The sequence below is a fragment of the Cupriavidus taiwanensis genome (assembly GCF_900250075.1).
Taxonomy (GTDB): domain Bacteria; phylum Pseudomonadota; class Gammaproteobacteria; order Burkholderiales; family Burkholderiaceae; genus Cupriavidus; species Cupriavidus taiwanensis_C.
In genome coordinates this window covers 1,052,430-1,067,003 of sequence record NZ_LT977071.1, presented here as the reverse complement: position 1 = coordinate 1,067,003, position 14,574 = coordinate 1,052,430, and the positions used below count along the sequence as shown (strand labels likewise).

Annotated in this window: 12 protein-coding genes; 3 read left to right on the top strand and 9 right to left on the bottom strand. The window is 69.6% G+C overall.

Translation table 11 applies throughout. From position 1 onward, the window contains the following. Window positions 1-87: 87 nt before the first annotated feature. Both pcaG and pcaH read right to left on the bottom strand, forming a co-directional pair. Complete coding sequence (gene pcaG, locus CBM2588_RS21230) at window positions 88-669, bottom strand: protocatechuate 3,4-dioxygenase subunit alpha (protein WP_115682343.1); 582 nt, start codon at window positions 667-669, stop codon at window positions 88-90. A 4-nt stretch (window positions 670-673) separates the two neighbouring features. Further along, window positions 674-1,375 (bottom strand): protocatechuate 3,4-dioxygenase subunit beta, encoded by a 702-nt coding sequence (gene pcaH / locus CBM2588_RS21225; RefSeq protein WP_115682342.1) that lies wholly within the window; start codon window positions 1,373-1,375, stop codon window positions 674-676. 94 nt (window positions 1,376-1,469) lie between these two features. Between pcaH and CBM2588_RS21220 the strand changes: the two genes are divergently transcribed. Next, complete coding sequence (locus CBM2588_RS21220; RefSeq protein ID WP_115682341.1) at window positions 1,470-2,423, top strand: LysR substrate-binding domain-containing protein; 954 nt, start codon at window positions 1,470-1,472, stop codon at window positions 2,421-2,423. Window positions 2,424-2,438: 15 nt separating this feature from the next. Here CBM2588_RS21220 and CBM2588_RS21215 read toward each other — a convergent pair whose 3' ends face one another. Continuing rightward, on the bottom strand, window positions 2,439-3,818 hold the full coding sequence (locus tag CBM2588_RS21215) for an MFS transporter (protein ID WP_115682340.1): 1,380 nt from the start codon (window positions 3,816-3,818) through the stop codon (window positions 2,439-2,441). Between the two features lie 441 nt (window positions 3,819-4,259). Between CBM2588_RS21215 and CBM2588_RS21210 the strand changes: the two genes are divergently transcribed. Next, window positions 4,260-4,469: a DUF2905 domain-containing protein gene (locus CBM2588_RS21210; RefSeq protein ID WP_115682339.1), complete on the top strand. Its 210-nt coding sequence runs from the start codon at window positions 4,260-4,262 to the stop codon at window positions 4,467-4,469. Window positions 4,470-4,485: 16 nt separating this feature from the next. On the opposite strand, the gene CBM2588_RS21205 is transcribed toward CBM2588_RS21210, so the two are convergent. The 3 genes from CBM2588_RS21205 to CBM2588_RS21195 form a co-directional block, all read right to left on the bottom strand. Next, window positions 4,486-6,438, bottom strand: a complete 1,953-nt coding sequence (locus CBM2588_RS21205) for a methyl-accepting chemotaxis protein (RefSeq protein WP_115682338.1) — start codon at window positions 6,436-6,438, stop codon at window positions 4,486-4,488. Window positions 6,439-6,625: 187 nt separating this feature from the next. After that, on the bottom strand, window positions 6,626-7,888 hold the full coding sequence (locus tag CBM2588_RS21200; RefSeq protein ID WP_115682337.1) for a phospholipase D-like domain-containing protein: 1,263 nt from the start codon (window positions 7,886-7,888) through the stop codon (window positions 6,626-6,628). Between the two features lie 109 nt (window positions 7,889-7,997). Next, window positions 7,998-9,020 (bottom strand): LysR family transcriptional regulator, encoded by a 1,023-nt coding sequence (locus CBM2588_RS21195; protein WP_115682336.1) that lies wholly within the window; start codon window positions 9,018-9,020, stop codon window positions 7,998-8,000. 106 nt (window positions 9,021-9,126) lie between these two features. On the opposite strand from CBM2588_RS21195, the gene CBM2588_RS21190 reads away from it, so the two are divergent. Then, entirely contained in the window at window positions 9,127-10,347 is a 1,221-nt protein-coding gene (locus CBM2588_RS21190; protein WP_115682335.1) for an MFS transporter, read from the top strand. 13 nt (window positions 10,348-10,360) lie between these two features. On the opposite strand, the gene CBM2588_RS21185 is transcribed toward CBM2588_RS21190, so the two are convergent. From CBM2588_RS21185 to CBM2588_RS21175, 3 genes are all read right to left on the bottom strand, one after another. Then, a complete protein-coding gene (locus tag CBM2588_RS21185) occupies window positions 10,361-12,238 on the bottom strand; it encodes a sensor histidine kinase (RefSeq protein WP_115682334.1) in 1,878 nt (625 codons plus the stop codon). A 7-nt stretch (window positions 12,239-12,245) separates the two neighbouring features. After that, window positions 12,246-12,920 carry a response regulator gene (locus CBM2588_RS21180; RefSeq protein WP_115682333.1) on the bottom strand — a complete coding sequence of 225 codons (675 nt, stop codon included), beginning with the start codon at window positions 12,918-12,920 and terminating at the stop codon, window positions 12,246-12,248. 299 nt (window positions 12,921-13,219) lie between these two features. Further along, window positions 13,220-14,455 carry a CaiB/BaiF CoA transferase family protein gene (locus CBM2588_RS21175; protein WP_115682332.1) on the bottom strand — a complete coding sequence of 412 codons (1,236 nt, stop codon included), beginning with the start codon at window positions 14,453-14,455 and terminating at the stop codon, window positions 13,220-13,222. Window positions 14,456-14,574 lie beyond the last annotated feature (119 nt).

Below are 14,574 nucleotides of genomic sequence, written 5' to 3'. Positions count from 1 at the left end.
ATCGGTAGGGGGTCGTGGCGATGACGACCACCTGATTATGCGTCTGTCGCCGGCGGCCGGCAGATGCCCGGCCGCCGGCGCCGCGGGTCAGATATCGAAGAACACCGTCTCGTCCGGACCTTGCAGCACGATGTTCCAGCGCAGCGTGGCGTTGCCGGCCTCGTTGCCGGAATCGATGCCAACGAGCGTGCCGCGCCGCTCGGCCGGCACCAGCGCCAGCACCGGATCCGCCGCATTGGCCGCGGCCTCGTCCGGAAAGTACATGCGCGTGGCAACGTGCTTGACCAGCCCGCGCATGAACACCGACACCATGATGTGCGGCGCCTGCTGCCGGCCGTCGGCCCCGGGCACGGCGCCGGGCTTGACGGTGACGAAGCGGAACGACCCGTCGGCCTCGGTCGGCACGCGGCCGAAGCCGGTAAAGCCGGGCACCAGCGGCAGCTCGCACGTGTCTTCGGCGTGGCGGTAGCGACCGGCGGGATTGGCCTGCCAGATCTCGACCATGCCGTCGGGCACGGGCTCGCCATTGCCGTCGGTGACGCGGCCTTCGATCACGATGCGCTGGCCGGCCAGGTCCGGGGCGCTGGCGGTCAGGTCGGCGCAGTTCAGCCCGCTCAGGCCGATATGAAGATAAGGACCGACGGTCTGGGATGCGGTGGCGTAAAGCATGGTCTTACTCCATCGGCGTGGCATCGCGGCCACGCAGCACGATATCGAAACGGTAGCCCAGCGCGTATTCGGGCTGGGTAGTCTCCCAGTCGAGACTGGCGATGAGCCGGTCGCGCGCCTTCTGGTCCGGCACGCAATTGAAGATCGGATCGAACGGCAGCAGCGGATCGCCGGGGAAATACATCTGCGTCACCAGCCGCGTGGCGTAGGCATTGCCGAACAGCGAGAAGTGGATATGCTGCGGCCGCCAGGCGTTGTGGTGGTTGCGCCAGGGATAGGCGCCGGGCCTGATGGTCTTGAACCGGTAGTGCCCGTTGGCGTCGGTAACGGTGCGGCCCTCGCCAGAGAAATGCGGGTCCAGCGGCGCGTCATGCTGGTCGCGCTTGTGGACGTAGCGGCCGGCGGCGTTGGCCTGCCACACCTCGATCAGCGCGTTCGGAACTGGCCGGCCATTCTCGTCGAGCACGCGGCCGGTCACCAGGATGCGCTCGCCGATGGGCTCCCCGCCGTTGCCGGCGGTAAGGTCGTTATCGCCTTCGCGGACGAATTCGGCGCCGAAGGTGGGACCGGTCACTTCGGACAGCGACTGGGGCAGCGCAATCAGCGGCTGGCCCGGCGAGCGCTTCTGCGTGGAAGCGTAGGGGTCGAAGCGGTATTCGGGCTGGGTGTCCCAGTAGGGACGGCGATATTGGGCAAGACGGGTCATTGCGCAGTCTCCTTGTCGTTGGCATGGCAGGACTTTAGGCAACACATAAAGTCATGTAAATTAAGTTTTCTGATAACTACGATAACTTTCTCGCATGAAAACCCCCGCCCGGCCCGCGCTTGAAATCTTCCGCAACCGCGTTCGGCTGCGGCATCTCTACTGCTTCGTGGCGGTGTCGCAAACGCAGCACCTGGGCCGCGCCGCCGACCGCCTCGGGCTGACACAGCCAGCCGTGTCCAAGACCCTGAGCGAACTGGAGGAGCTGACCGGCACCCGCCTGCTGGTGCGCCAGCGTGCGGGCACGGAACTGACCACCGCCGGCACGCGCTTCCTGCGTCACGCGCTGCGCATCCTTGCGGATATCGATGCGGCGGCCGACAGCATGGCCGGCGAGCAAGCGCAGCCCCGGGAGCGCATCCGGCTGGGGGCGCTGCCCAGCGTCGTACCGGCGGTGCTCACCGATGCCTTGCTGCGCTTCCGTGCCGCGCACCCCGAGGTCGGGCTTGCCGTCCAGACCGGCATGAACCGCAGCCTGATCGACCAGCTCAAGGCCGATGTGCTGGACCTGGTCATTGGCCGCATGGATGACCCGGTGGCCATGGAAAGCCTGTGGTTCGAATCGCTCGGGCCCGACTCGCTGGCCCTGGCGGTACGCCCCGAGCATCCGCTTGCCGCCGTCTCGCGGCCGACCTTGCTCGACGTGCTGGCATGGCCGCTGGTGATCCCCGCCGCGGGCTCGATTCCCCGCCACAACACCGAAAGCCTGCTCGCCCGCCATGGCCTGCCGCTGCCGGGCGGATGCGTGGAAACGTCGGATGCCTACCTCGGACGGCTGCTGGCCCGCCACAGCGACTGCGTGTGGGCGGCGCCCCTGTCCGCCGCGCGGCGCGCGGTGGCCGAGGATGAGCTGGTCCTGCTGCCGCTCGATACGCAGGGCACCGAGGAACCGATCGGCCTGCTGCGGCACGGCGACCGCACGCTGAGCCCGATGGCCGAAGCGCTGGCCGACTGCATCCGCGCCGCGGCCAGGCCGCTTGCCGCCGAGTGAGAGCTCAGTGAGGTCTCAGTGAGCGGCCACGCCGGCGCTGCCGGCGGCATCGGCAACTGGCGCACGGCTGCCGCTGACATGCTTGACCACCAGCGCACCGGCGGCCAGGAATGCCGGCACGGCGAGCAGCGTAAAGATGGTGTCGAAGCCGAGATGCAGGCGCAGCAGTTCGGCACCGAGCAACGCCCCGGTGATGCCGCCGAAGCGGCCGATGCCCAGCATCCACGCCACCCCGGTGGCCCGGCCCTGTGTCGGGTAGAACGCCGCCGCCAGCGACGGCATCGACGACTGCGCCCCGTTCATCGCGGTGCCGGCGAGGAAGATCAGCACGCCTAGCAGCACCTGGCTGCCGGTGCCCTGGCCCACGGCGTAGATCAGCACGCCGGTGGCCGCGTAGGTGATGGCAATCACCTTGTTCGGATTGAAACGGTCCATGAACCAGCCGGCCGCGATGGTGCCGATGCCGCCGCCGAGCGGGAACAGCGCCGTCAGGAATGACGCGTGCTGGATCGAGAAGCCGGCGTCCTTCATCAGCGTGGGCATCCAGCTCGTCAGCAGGTAGAAGATGACCAGGCCCATGAAGTAGGTGCACCACAGCATCGCCGAACCCAGGCGATAGCCCGGCGCCAGCACCGTGCCAATGGCGGAGCGGGTCGCGGGCGCCTGCTCGCCGACGATGAAGGCATTCGCTGCCCCCACGTCCGCGCCGGTCACGCGCCGCAGCAGCTGGCGGATCTGGTCGGCGGGATAGTTGCGTACCACCATGTAGCGCACCGACTCAGGCAGCAGCGCCACCAGCAGCAGCGCGAGCGCAAGCGGCACGATGCCGCCGAGCAGCAGCACGCTGTGCCAGCCGAAGTGCGGGATCATCGCGGCGGCGACAAAGCCGCCGGCGGCGGAGCCGAGCGGAAAGCCGCAGAACATGGTGTTGACCAGCACCGCCCGGCGGCGTTGCGGCGCGAACTCGGCGGTGAGCGTCACGGCATTGGGCATGGCGGCGCCCAGGCCCAGGCCGGTCAGGAAGCGCAGCACCGTCAGCCAGCCCAGCGTGGGCGCGTAGGCCGTGGCCAGGCTGCAGGCGCCAAAGAAGAACACCGACAGCACCAGCACCTTCTTGCGGCCGATGCGGTCGGCCAGCGGACCGGCAAAGATCGCGCCGAAAGCCAGGCCGAACAGCGCCGCGCTCATGACGGGCCCGAGCGCCGATTTCTCGATCCCCCAGTCCTGCACCAGCGCCGGCGCGATATACCCGATGGCGGCGGTATCGAAACCGTCGACGGCAACCACCAGGAAGCACAGCACAAGAATGAGCCACTGGTAGCCAGTGAATCGCTGTCCGTCGATCAGGGCCTGGACGTCCGCGACGCCAGCCTTGGAGGGGAGGGATTGAGGCACTGTTGTCTCCGTCTGCCTTGGAACTCGCGCAGTCGGCCTGTAAGCAGGCACGACCAGCGCTAGGAATTTGTTCTAATAGCGAACCAACGTTCTCTAATTGAACGCATCTTAGGCAACGGGGATCGGGGCCAAGAATTGGCGTTAACCCGGCAAAAGCAGTCAGATTTCGGAGCCAGGATTCACCAGCAATTCCGGCCTTATGCGGCTCTCAATCTACTCCCAGGACAATTGGAAGATATTTTTTTCCATGACCTGGTGTGATCGTGAAATTTTCCACCGGACCGGGGCTGATGAATAAGGAAATTTCATATCGAAAGCGCCAGCCTTCAATTTACATTCCGGGAATCCGTGAAATCAGGAACCTGGCGCCCCCAGCAGGCCGGAATCAACGCGTCCATCCGCCGGTCAAATGCTCAAGCTGGCCTCACCATCTCCCATCCCATGCAACGCCTGTTACTCATCCTGGGCGCCGTGCTTCTTGCCGCCGGCGCCGCCTGGCCCTGGCTCGCCAAATTGCCGTTCGACCGCCTTGGCCGCCTGCCCGGCGATATCCACATCGTCCGCGACGGCTTCAGCTTCTACCTGCCGATCACGACCTGCATCCTGGTGTCGGTGGTGGTTTCGGTGGTGATCTGGCTGCTGCGGCGCTAAGCCTGCGCCAACGGCATCAGTCCGCCTGCGCCTCGGTGCGGAACACCGCCACCGCCCGCTGCATCTGCAGCGCCTGCTCCTGCAATGACTGCGCCGCGGCCGCGGCCTGCTCCACCAGCGCCGCGTTCTGCTGCGTGACCTGGTCCATCTGCGCCACCGCCTGGTTGACCTGGCCGATGCCGCTGCTCTGCTCGCGCGAGGCCTGGCTGATCTCATCCATCATTGCCGTGACCCGGCCGATGGCGGCGACGGTGCCGGCCATGGTCCCGGCAACGTCCAGCGCCAGCGTGTTGCCGGCGGCCACGCGCTCGCCGGATTGCGAGATCAGCATGCGGATCTCCTTGGCCGAGGCGCCGGTGCGCTGCGCCAGCCCGCGCACTTCGCTGGCCACCACGGCAAAGCCGCGGCCGGCCTCGCCGGCGCGCGCCGCTTCCACCGCCGCGTTCAGCGCCAGGATATTGGTCTGGAAGGCAATGCCGTCGATCACCGCGATGATGTCGGCGATGCGCCTCGAGTCGGCGTCGATCGCCTGCATGGTCTGCTGCATGCGGCCGACCGCGTCGCCGCCGGCGCGCGCCGCGGCAGACGCCTCGCGCGCCAGCGCGCTGGCCTGCGCGGCATTGCCGGCATTCTGCTGCACGGTGGCGGTCAGCTGCTCCATGCTGGCCGCGGTCTGCTCCAGCGACGACGCCTGCTGCTCGGTGCGCTGCGACAGGTCGATATTGCCCTGCGCGATATCGGCGGCCGCGGCCAGCACGTTGTGCGCACCGGCCTTGGTGTCGCCGATCAGCGTGCGCCAGCCAGCGGCCAGCGCCAGCAGGTGCCGCTTGATCTCGCTCAGCTCGTCGCGCCCGTTCACCGCGAGGCGCGCGGTCAGGTCGCCCGCATTGATGCGCGCGACCATCGCGGCGACCTCGCGCACGTCGGCACGCATGCCGCGGCTGAAGCCGATGAACAGGTAGAACGCAGCGCCCACCGTCACCAGCGCAATGCCGGCCAGCCACGCGATCTGCCGGGCCTGCGCCGCGGCACGCTGTGCCAGCATCCCGGCGGCAATCGCGGCGAATTCGCGGCTGGCTTCCGCCACGCCTTCGATAGCGGCGGTGGCTTCGTCGAAATAGGCCCTGGCCTCGATGTCGATGCCGGCCGCGCCCAGCATGCGCACCTGCAGCGTGCGATGGAAGCGGTCCATCGCCTCCAGCCGTGTCAGCGCGGCATCGATGCGCGTACGGTAAGCGGGCGCGGCCTTGCCGACGCGAGCGATATCGCGCCGTATCGTGTCCAGCCCTGCGCGGATCTGTTCGGCCAAGGCACCCAGTCCCGCCTGCTGCGCGGCGTTGGCGTATCCGCCCTGCGCGATGATGCCGGCGCCGCGCCCGCGCGCCAGCGCGCTCTGTTCCGCCAGTTGCGGCAGCGGTCCCGCCAGCAGGCTGACCAGGTAGTACGAGCCGGCCTCGCTGTCCAGCGCCAGTTGCGAGCGCTCGGCCACGTCGGCGATATACGCCTGTGTCTGCCGAACCAGCGCGCTGTGGCGCTCGAACAGCGGCCCCGCCGCGGTGTCCAGCCCAGGCCCGCGCAATTGCTGCCAGTCCTGCTCCAGCTGGCCCATGCCGGGGGCGAGTGCAAAGTCGGGATTCTGCGCAATGCTGCGCGCCAGTGCGGCAAGGCTGGCCGCTGCCTGCCGATCGGCCTTGTCGAAGGTGGCGCGGAAGGCGGCATTGCCGGACAGCACCGCATTCGCGGCGCCACGCCGGACCTGGACCTCGCGCATGAAGTCGAGCGCGTGCCCGACCACCGCCAGCCCGCGTATCTCCTGGCTGGTGGCGCTGCGCGCCTGCGCCGCGTCGCGCAGCGCCACGGACAGCGCGCCGACCAGCGGCACCAGGAACAGCACGGCAATCAAGGCCAGCTTGCGGCGGATATTCAGGCGCGCCATCAGGCGTTCGGCGGGAAGGAAGAAGGGGGGCATCGATGGTCTCGGAGGGGCTGGGTTTCCCCTGCTATCGGCCCGGCTTGGCGGTGCTGAAGCGCAGATGTCCGGGTTTTTGACCATGCGCAAATGCGGTGCGACCAAAGCGCTGAAGTTGGGCAGAACGCGCGCCGATCAGGGGCATGCCGCCCTGTTGGCGGGCGTTTTTTCGGGCATCGCCGGCGGGTTACAGCTGAGCGCCGATCAGCGAGGCCAGGCGGTCGCGCAGCCGTTCCCGCCATGGACGGTTGCGCCACGCCTCATAGGTCATCGCCCGCGACCGCTTCAGGTCTTCCTCGAAGATCCGCGTCTGCTGCGCGGCAAACGTCGCGTCAAGGATGTTGAGCGTGGCCTCGTCATTGAGGCGGAACGAGCGGTTGTCGAAGTTGGTGGACCCCACCGAGACCAGCAGGTCATCGATGATCAGCACCTTGCAGTGGTACATGGTCGGCGCGTACTCGGCGATCAGCGCGCCGGCCTTCAGCAGTTCGCCCCAGCGCGCCCGCGACGCCGAGCGCACGGTTTCCGAGTCGATATGCTCGCCCGGCACGATCACCCGCACCCGGACACCTCTTGCCAGCGCCGCCAGCAATGCCTTCTCGGTGAGCGCGTCGGGAACGAAATATGCCGCGGACAAATCGATGGTGCGCGCCGCGGCGGTGATCGCCAGGTGGTACATCAGCGCCATGCTCTCGCTGCCGCCCGTCGGCGAGCTGCTGAACATCTGCGCCCGCCCATTGCCGACCGGCGCCAGCTCGGGAAAGTAGTCGGGGCCGTGCGGCACCGCGCCGCTGACCTTGATCCAGTTGTCCAGGAACACCGACTGCATCTGGCCGACCACCGGGCCTTCCACCTCGAAATGCGTATCGCGCCAGTGGTCGGGGTCCTGCGCATGGCCGGTCCACTCCGGCGCGATGCCGACGCCGCCGGTAAAGCCGATGCGGCCGTCGACCACCAGCAGCTTGCGGTGGGTGCGGTTGTTGAGCTTGCCGATGGTGTACCAGCGCACCGGATGGTAGCGGCGCACATCCACGCCGGCACGGGTCATCAGTTCGAGCGCGCCCTTGTCGATCTTGGAACTGCCGACCGCGTCCAGCAGCACCTTGACGCTGACGCCAGCCCTGGCGCGCTCGGCCAGTGCCTGTGCGAAATCATGGCCGATATCGCCCGACCAGTAGATATACGACTCGAAGTTGATGGTCTTCTGCGCGGCGCGGATCGCGCCCAGCATCGCCGGGAAAATCTCGTCGCCGTTCCTGAGCACGCGGTAGCGGTTGCCATCGACCACCGGCGGGCCCAGCAACACGCCCAGCTCGCGCGCGAACTGCGGGTCTTCCAGGCTGTAGAGGCGGTCGAGGCGGCGCTCGATGCGCTTCTCGGCGCCGACCAGGTTGTAGGCGACGATGCCCGCCAGGGCAAGCAACACGATGGCGGCGGCAAACGCGAACATGCGGCCCCTTGTCCGAAACCTGGGAAAGACGCGGCGGATCACGCAGGCACCATGATGTCGGAGCGCGGGGTTGCCCGCGGCGGATGTAGTGGCCGATACAGGATAGGCGTTATCGGCGCGCTTGTGGCATCCGGCCCGCGCCGCGCCCGCGCGGCACGCGCCTGCGTTCGACCATGCCGGCGGTCGGGATGGCCTGCCGCATGGCGTCGGCGAACAGGCGCAGCTTGGCCGGATAGAAGCGCGCATGCGGATAGACCAGGTAGATCGGCAGCGGATCGGCCTGCCATTGCGGCAGCAGGTGCAACAGCCGGCCGCTGGCGATGTCGTCGGCAAAGATCCACGACGAGCCCACGGCCACGCCCAGTCCCAGCCGGGCTGCCGCATGCAGCGCGTACAGGCTGTCGGTGCTCATGCGCGGCGCGAACGACAGGCCCTGGCGCGCCTCGGTCTGCAGGTTCTGCAGCACGATCTCGTTGCGGTAGAACGTGCGCAGCGCCAGCCAGGGCAGGCCTTCCAGGTCCTGCGGCCGGCGCGGCAGCGGCTTGCCGTCGAACAGCGATGGCGCGGCGATGACCGCGCGCGGCACTTCCGCCAGGCGCACGGCCACCAGGCCGGGTTCATGCACCTCGCCCACGTGGATCGCGCAATCGATCGCTTCGGCGATGAAATCCGGGGTCCGGTCGTGCAGCAGCCATTCGACCGCGACCTGCGGATATTGCCGCAGGTAGTCCGCCAGCGGGCCCACCAGCACCTCCTGCCCGAACGCGTGCGGCACCACCACGCGCAGCGTGCCGCTGGGGGCGTGGCCGACGCCGCGCACGTCGGCCTCGAAGCGGGCCCAGTCGGCCACCAGTTCGCGCGCGCGCTCGTAGCAGCGCGCGCCGTCTTCGGTCAGCTTCATCGCATGCGTGGACCGCTGCAGCAGGCGCACGCCCAGCAGCCGCTCCAGTGTCTGCAGGCGCCGGCTGATGGTGGGCTGGGTGGTCTGCAGCTGCGCGGCGGCCAGCGACAGGCTGCCGGCCTCGACGATGCGCACGAAGGTCTGCATCAGGTCGATGCGATCAGCGCCGGGCGCACCGCGGATGGCGGCGGCAGGGGCTGCGCTCGGGTTGGTGGCTGGCTGGCCTTTCATACGCGTCTCGTATAGCCATTGTTCATCCCGCACGTCTACCAGAATCGGCGCGCGTGGACAACACTTCGGGCCATCCCAACCCTATTGCGAACCGCGCAAACCCGCCATGTCCCCTGTTCCCGCAACCTTGCCCGCCGCCGGGCTGGCCAGCCCGGCTCTGCCTGGCCGCCTGGTCCTGCTGCTTGCCACCGGCGCCGGCCTGGCGGTGGCTTCGCTGTACTACAGCCAACCCATGCTCGGCGTGATGGCCCCCGACCTGCACGCCACGGATGCCACCGCCGGTGCCATCCCCACCCTGACGCAGCTCGGCTATGCGCTGGGCATCCTGCTGCTGGCGCCGCTGGGCGACCGCTATGACCGCCGCCATATCATCGTGGCCAAGGCGGCGGCGCTGGTCGGCGCGCTGCTGCTGGCGGGCCTGGCACCGGGCATCGGCATGCTGCTGGTGTCGAGCCTGGTGGTGGGCCTGTCCGCCACGCTGGCCCAGGACATCGTGCCGGCCGCCGCCGCGCTGGCGCCGGCCGCGCAGCGCGGCAAGGTGGTCGGCACCGTGATGACGGGGCTGCTGCTGGGCATCCTGCTGTCGCGGGTGGTCAGCGGCTTCGTCGCCGCGCACTTCGGCTGGCGCGCGATGTTCATGCTGGCGGCGGCCAGCATCGCCGCGGTCGCGCTGGTGGCGCGGCGCCAGCTGCCGCGCTTTGCCCCGGCAACGACGCTGCCGTACCGCGCCCTGCTGGCCTCGCTGGCGGCACTGTGGCGGCAGCATGGCGCGCTGCGCCGCGCGGCACTGGCGCAGGGGCTGCTTGCGGTGGGCTTCAGCGCGTTCTGGTCGACGCTGGCGGTGATGCTGCATGGCGCGCCCTTCCACCTGGGCAGCGAGGCCGCCGGCGCGTTCGGCCTGGCCGGGGCTGCCGGCGCGCTCGGGGCCCCGCTGGCCGGGCGCCTGGCCGACCGCGGCGGCCCGGAACGGGTGACCCGCGCGGGCGCGGCGCTGGCGGCGCTGTCGTTTGCCGCCATGCTGCTGACCCCGCTGGTGCCGCCGCAGGCGCAGCTGTGGCTGATCGGCGCCAGCGCCATCGGATTCGACCTGGGGGTGCAGGTGGCGCTGGTCGCGCACCAGACCATCGTCTATGGCATCGACCCGGGCGCGCGCAGCCGCCTCAATGCGGTGCTGTTCGTCTGCATGTTCACCGGCATGGCCGCCGGCGCGGCGCTCGGCAGCCTGGCGCTGGCGCGCTTCGGCTGGACCGGCGTGGCCGCGCTGGCCACCGCCGCTGCCCTGGCTGCGCTGGCGGTGCGGCTGCTGCCGAAGGGCGCGGCGCAGTAAGCCGGAACCGGCCCTATGCCACGGAAGCGGCCCCTTCGCCTGGCCTGCCAGCCTCATCGCCCTGCGCCGGCGCCAGCGGCACCTCCACCGTCAGCGCCGTGCCGCCGGGCGCCGAGCGGATCTGCAGCCGGCCGCCGATCGCCGCGGCGCGCACCTGCATATTGCGCAGCCCGCGCCCGCCGCGCGTGGCCTCGGCATCGAAACCGCGGCCGTCGTCGGCCAGCGTGATGCGGATCGCCTGCGTGTCCGCCTGGGCGGTCACGGTCAGCGTGCGCGCCGCAGCATGCTGCAGCACGTTGGTGATGCCTTCCAGCAGCAGGTATTGCAGCTCTTGCACCTTGCGCGCGGAGAAATGCGGCAGCGCCGGCAGGCGTTCGACCTCCCAGCGGATCTCCAGCCCGGCATCGGCGATGCGCGGCCCGAGCCGGTAGCGCAGGTTGCCCAGCACCGCCGCCAGGTCGCCGCCAGTGTCCTGCATCGCATCGATGGAAAGCTTGAGCGAATCCAGCGCATGCCGCACCTGCGTCGCCACCTCCGGGCCGCTGGCCTTGCCCGACTCCAGCATCGACAAGGTCGTGACCAGCTGGCTGCCCAGGCCGTCGTGCATGTCGCGCAGGATGCGCCCGCGTTCGCGCAGCGCGGTTTCTTCGGCGGCAATCTTCTGCGTGCGCGCAAAGGCCGCGCGCAGCTGCGCCTCGCGCTGCGCGACGCGCTCGGTCAGCACCTGGTTGGCGTTCTGCAGGCTCTGTACCGCGCTGGTGTAGCGTTCCACCAGCATCCACGCCATCACCACGCTGAACGGCACCGAGACATAGCGGGTCATCGAATGGACCCAGTAATAGTCGCCGGTCAGCCAGACCTTGATCCAGTCCGCCAGGAACAGCACCGCCGACACGCCCACGGTGACGGCCAGCAGCGTCGCCTCGCGGCTGGGCCGGCGCAGCGCGCCCCACACCATCGCGCCGGCCACGGTCAGGATGATGCCGACCTTGACCAGCCAGCTCAGCGGAAACACCAGCGGATGACTGGAAATGGCGGCCAGCGGCGCAAGCACCGGCAGCGCCAGCCACAGGTAAGCGTTGAGGGTGCGATGCAGCCAGCGCCACGGCACCCGGATCACCAGCAGGCAGAACCTGGCGATGGCGCCCAGGAACACCTCGCGCGCGGCAGCGACGACATAGCCGCGCACTTCCGCCGGGATGGCAAGGTCATCCACGAAGTAGTCGAGCAGGCGCACGCTCCAGGCAACCTCGGCCAGCCCGTACAGGCCGAACAGCGGATCGCGCTGGCGCCACCAGATCAGCAGCGCCAGCCCGCCCAGCACCACGCTCAGCACCGCCGCGATCAGCGGACCGACCACGCGCAGCAGGAAGGCCCGCTCATACTGCGCGCGCACCTCGGCGGCCGGGCCCACCGTCACCGGCAGCAGGCCCGAGCGCGCATAGGCGCGCGCGGCCACGGTGATGCGCAGCAGGTTGCCGTGCGCGTTCGCCAGTTCGGGCGGCACGGCCACGTAGTAGGGGCGCTTGGCCAGCGCCGACGCCGGCGCGTCCAGGCGGCCGCCGGCGGCGATCAGCACGCCGTTGAGGCGTACCTCGTAGCTGCCGCCGGCCCACGGTACGAACAGTCCGCCGGGCGCCGCCGCGGGCCAGTTGCGGTCGAAGCGCAGTTCGTAGACCACGGTGCCGGACTTGCCCGGCATCACCCGGTCCCAGTAGTCGGGCAGCGTCAGCGGGAGCGCCGGCAGCACGGTGCCGTCGGCGAGCGTGGCGGATCTCGTGGCCGCGGCCAGCGCCATGGTGTCCGCGGCCGCCATGCCGGGCAGCAGCAGGCTGGTCCACGCCAGCAGCAGGCCCAGCACGGTGCGCAGAGACGGCGGCCAGGACGGCATGGCGCGCCTACAGGGACTTGAGCAGGCCGAGCTTGGCCGCCTCGAACACGGCCTCACCGCGCGAGCGCACCGCCAGCTTGCCGTAGATGTTCTTGATGTGCGATTGCACGGTATGGACGCTCAGCCCCAGGTAGCGCGCGGTCTCGGCGTAGGTATAGCCGCGCGAGATCAGGTCCAGGATCTCGTTCTCGCGCGCCGACAGCACTACCGCGCCAGGGGCCGCGGCATCGCGCGCCGCCGCCTCCGGCGGCGTGCCGCGCAGCCGGTTCACCACCTGCCGCGCGATCAGCGGGCTCATCGGCGAGCCGCCCGCGCGCAGTTCGCCGATCGAGGCGGCGATGCGGTCGGTGGTTTCGTCCTTGAGCAGGTAGCCGATGGCGCCGGCCTCGATGCTGGCCAGCACATGCTGGTCGTCGCCGAACACCGTCACGACCATGCAGTCGCAGGCGCGATAGCGCTCGCGCGCGTTGCGGATCACGTCGATGCCGCTGCCGTCGGGCAGGCCGAGGTCGCACAGCAGCACGTCGGGCTGGTGCTGCGCCAGCCACGCCTGCGCCTCCGCCACGGTGGAGGCGCAGGCCGCCACCACGGCATCCGCCGCATGCAGGTCGACGGCCTGCACCAGCCGGCGCAGCGCCAGGGGGTCGTCTTCGACGATGAGGACTCTTGTTGTGCTTGCCATGCCTGTATTCCCGAGCCACGCCGCGATGCGAGCCCCTGCCCCTCTGTGTTGCCGCGCGGTGCGCTGGTTGGGCAAGTTGCGCCGGCACGACGGCGGATTCTGACATATCCCGCCCGCGCGCGGACGGCCCGGCGGGTCCGTTCAGGGTAAACGCCGCCGCCCGTACCCATCGCACGGCCGCACGGTGTTGCCCATCCCATATTCTGGGGAGGCGGCGCGCCGGGCTGCTCCTATGATCGCGGCGAAACAGCCCCCTGCAGGCTGTTGCCCAGTTCCGGTATAGCAATAGGCCGCCAACGTCAAACCACCCCCTCCCCCCGCAACCGCGCCAACTCCTCCTCCCCAATACCCAACTCCCCGTAAACCTCCGCATTGTGTTCCCCCACATCCGGCCCGGTACGCGGGGAAGTCGGCGCATAGCCCGAAAACCGCGGCACCACGCAAGGGGCCGGCACCGTGCCCAAATCCGCATCGGGCAGCCTGACGATGGCCTGGCGCGCCACCATCTGCGGGTCTTCGACGATATCGGCGATGCTGAACACCTTGCTGAACGGCACCTGGCATTGTTCCAGCCGCGCCGCGGCGGCGGCGTAGGGCTGCGCGGCGAACCACTCGGCAATGCAGCCGTCGAGGGCTTCGATATGGCGCACGCGACCGGCATTGTTGGCGTACTCCGGTGACTGGGCGAGATGCGGCGCGCCCATGGCCTCGGCCAGCCGGCGGAAGGTGGCGTCGGACGAGGCCACCACGGTGACCCAGGTATCGTCCGCCGTGCGGTACATGTTGGACGGCGCGGCGTAGGTGGTGCGGTTGCCGGCGCGCTGGCGCACATGGCCGAGTTGTTCGTATTCGATGGCGAGCGGATCCAGCAGGCGGAACAGCGCCTCGGTGGCGGCCAGGTCGATTTCGCGGCCGGGCTGGCCCGGATTGGCGCGCTGCTCCGCCACCGCGGTGGCGATGGCGAAGGCGCCGAACAGGCCGGCGATCATGTCGCCTACCGGGTAGTTCATATGCATCGGTCCGCTCTGCGCCGTGCCGGCCAGGTTGGTGAAGCCGCTCCTGGCTTCAAAGATGCGGGCAAACCCCGGTCGCGTCGCATCGGGCCCGGTCTGGCCGAAGCCGGTCAGCCGCAGCACGATCAGCCTGGGGTTGGCCGCATGCAGCGCGGCGAGATCCAGCCCCCACCGCGCCAGCGTGCCGGTGCGGAAGTTCTCCACCAATACGTCGAAGCGCGGCAGCAGGCGCAGGAAGATCTCGCGGCCGCGCGGCGTGCGCACGTCCAGCGAGATGCCGCGCTTGCCACGGTTGGTCACCTTCCAGTACAGCGCGTGGTCCTCGGTGACCGGCTCCAGTCCGCGCAGCGGATCGCTGCCGTCGGGTAGTTCCAGCTTGACCACCTCGGCCCCCATGTCGGCGCACAGTGTGGCGGAGAACGGCGCCGCCACCACGGTGGCCATGTCGAGGATGCGCAACCCGGCGAGCGGGCCGTTGCCCGCTGCTGCGGGCGATACAGGGTGGGCGTGCTGGTCTGGCATGGGGGTCTCCGGCGGCAGGGTTGTCCGCTGCAAGGTGGCAGGCGGCCGGCCGGGGCGCAAGTACGGTTTCGCTGTGCGGAACGGTCGTGCTACAACGTTGACGCCCCCTTTTCCGGATC

Bases quoted from the DNA above. Each gene is read 5' to 3' on its own strand.
- pcaG (WP_115682343.1), bottom strand. From the start codon at position 669: ATGCTTTACGCCACCGCATCCCAGACCGTCGGTCCTTATCTTCATATC.
- pcaH (WP_115682342.1), bottom strand. From the start codon at position 1,375: ATGACCCGTCTTGCCCAATATCGCCGTCCCTACTGGGACACCCAGCCC.
- CBM2588_RS21220 (WP_115682341.1), top strand. From the start codon at position 1,470: ATGAAAACCCCCGCCCGGCCCGCGCTTGAAATCTTCCGCAACCGCGTT.
- CBM2588_RS21210 (WP_115682339.1), top strand. From the start codon at position 4,260: ATGCAACGCCTGTTACTCATCCTGGGCGCCGTGCTTCTTGCCGCCGGC.
- CBM2588_RS21205 (WP_115682338.1), bottom strand. From the start codon at position 6,438: ATGCCCCCCTTCTTCCTTCCCGCCGAACGCCTGATGGCGCGCCTGAAT.
- CBM2588_RS21200 (WP_115682337.1), bottom strand. From the start codon at position 7,888: ATGTTCGCGTTTGCCGCCGCCATCGTGTTGCTTGCCCTGGCGGGCATC.
- CBM2588_RS21195 (WP_115682336.1), bottom strand. From the start codon at position 9,020: ATGAAAGGCCAGCCAGCCACCAACCCGAGCGCAGCCCCTGCCGCCGCC.
- CBM2588_RS21190 (WP_115682335.1), top strand. From the start codon at position 9,127: ATGTCCCCTGTTCCCGCAACCTTGCCCGCCGCCGGGCTGGCCAGCCCG.
- CBM2588_RS21185 (WP_115682334.1), bottom strand. From the start codon at position 12,238: ATGCCGTCCTGGCCGCCGTCTCTGCGCACCGTGCTGGGCCTGCTGCTG.
- CBM2588_RS21180 (WP_115682333.1), bottom strand. From the start codon at position 12,920: ATGGCAAGCACAACAAGAGTCCTCATCGTCGAAGACGACCCCCTGGCG.
- CBM2588_RS21175 (WP_115682332.1), bottom strand. From the start codon at position 14,455: ATGCCAGACCAGCACGCCCACCCTGTATCGCCCGCAGCAGCGGGCAAC.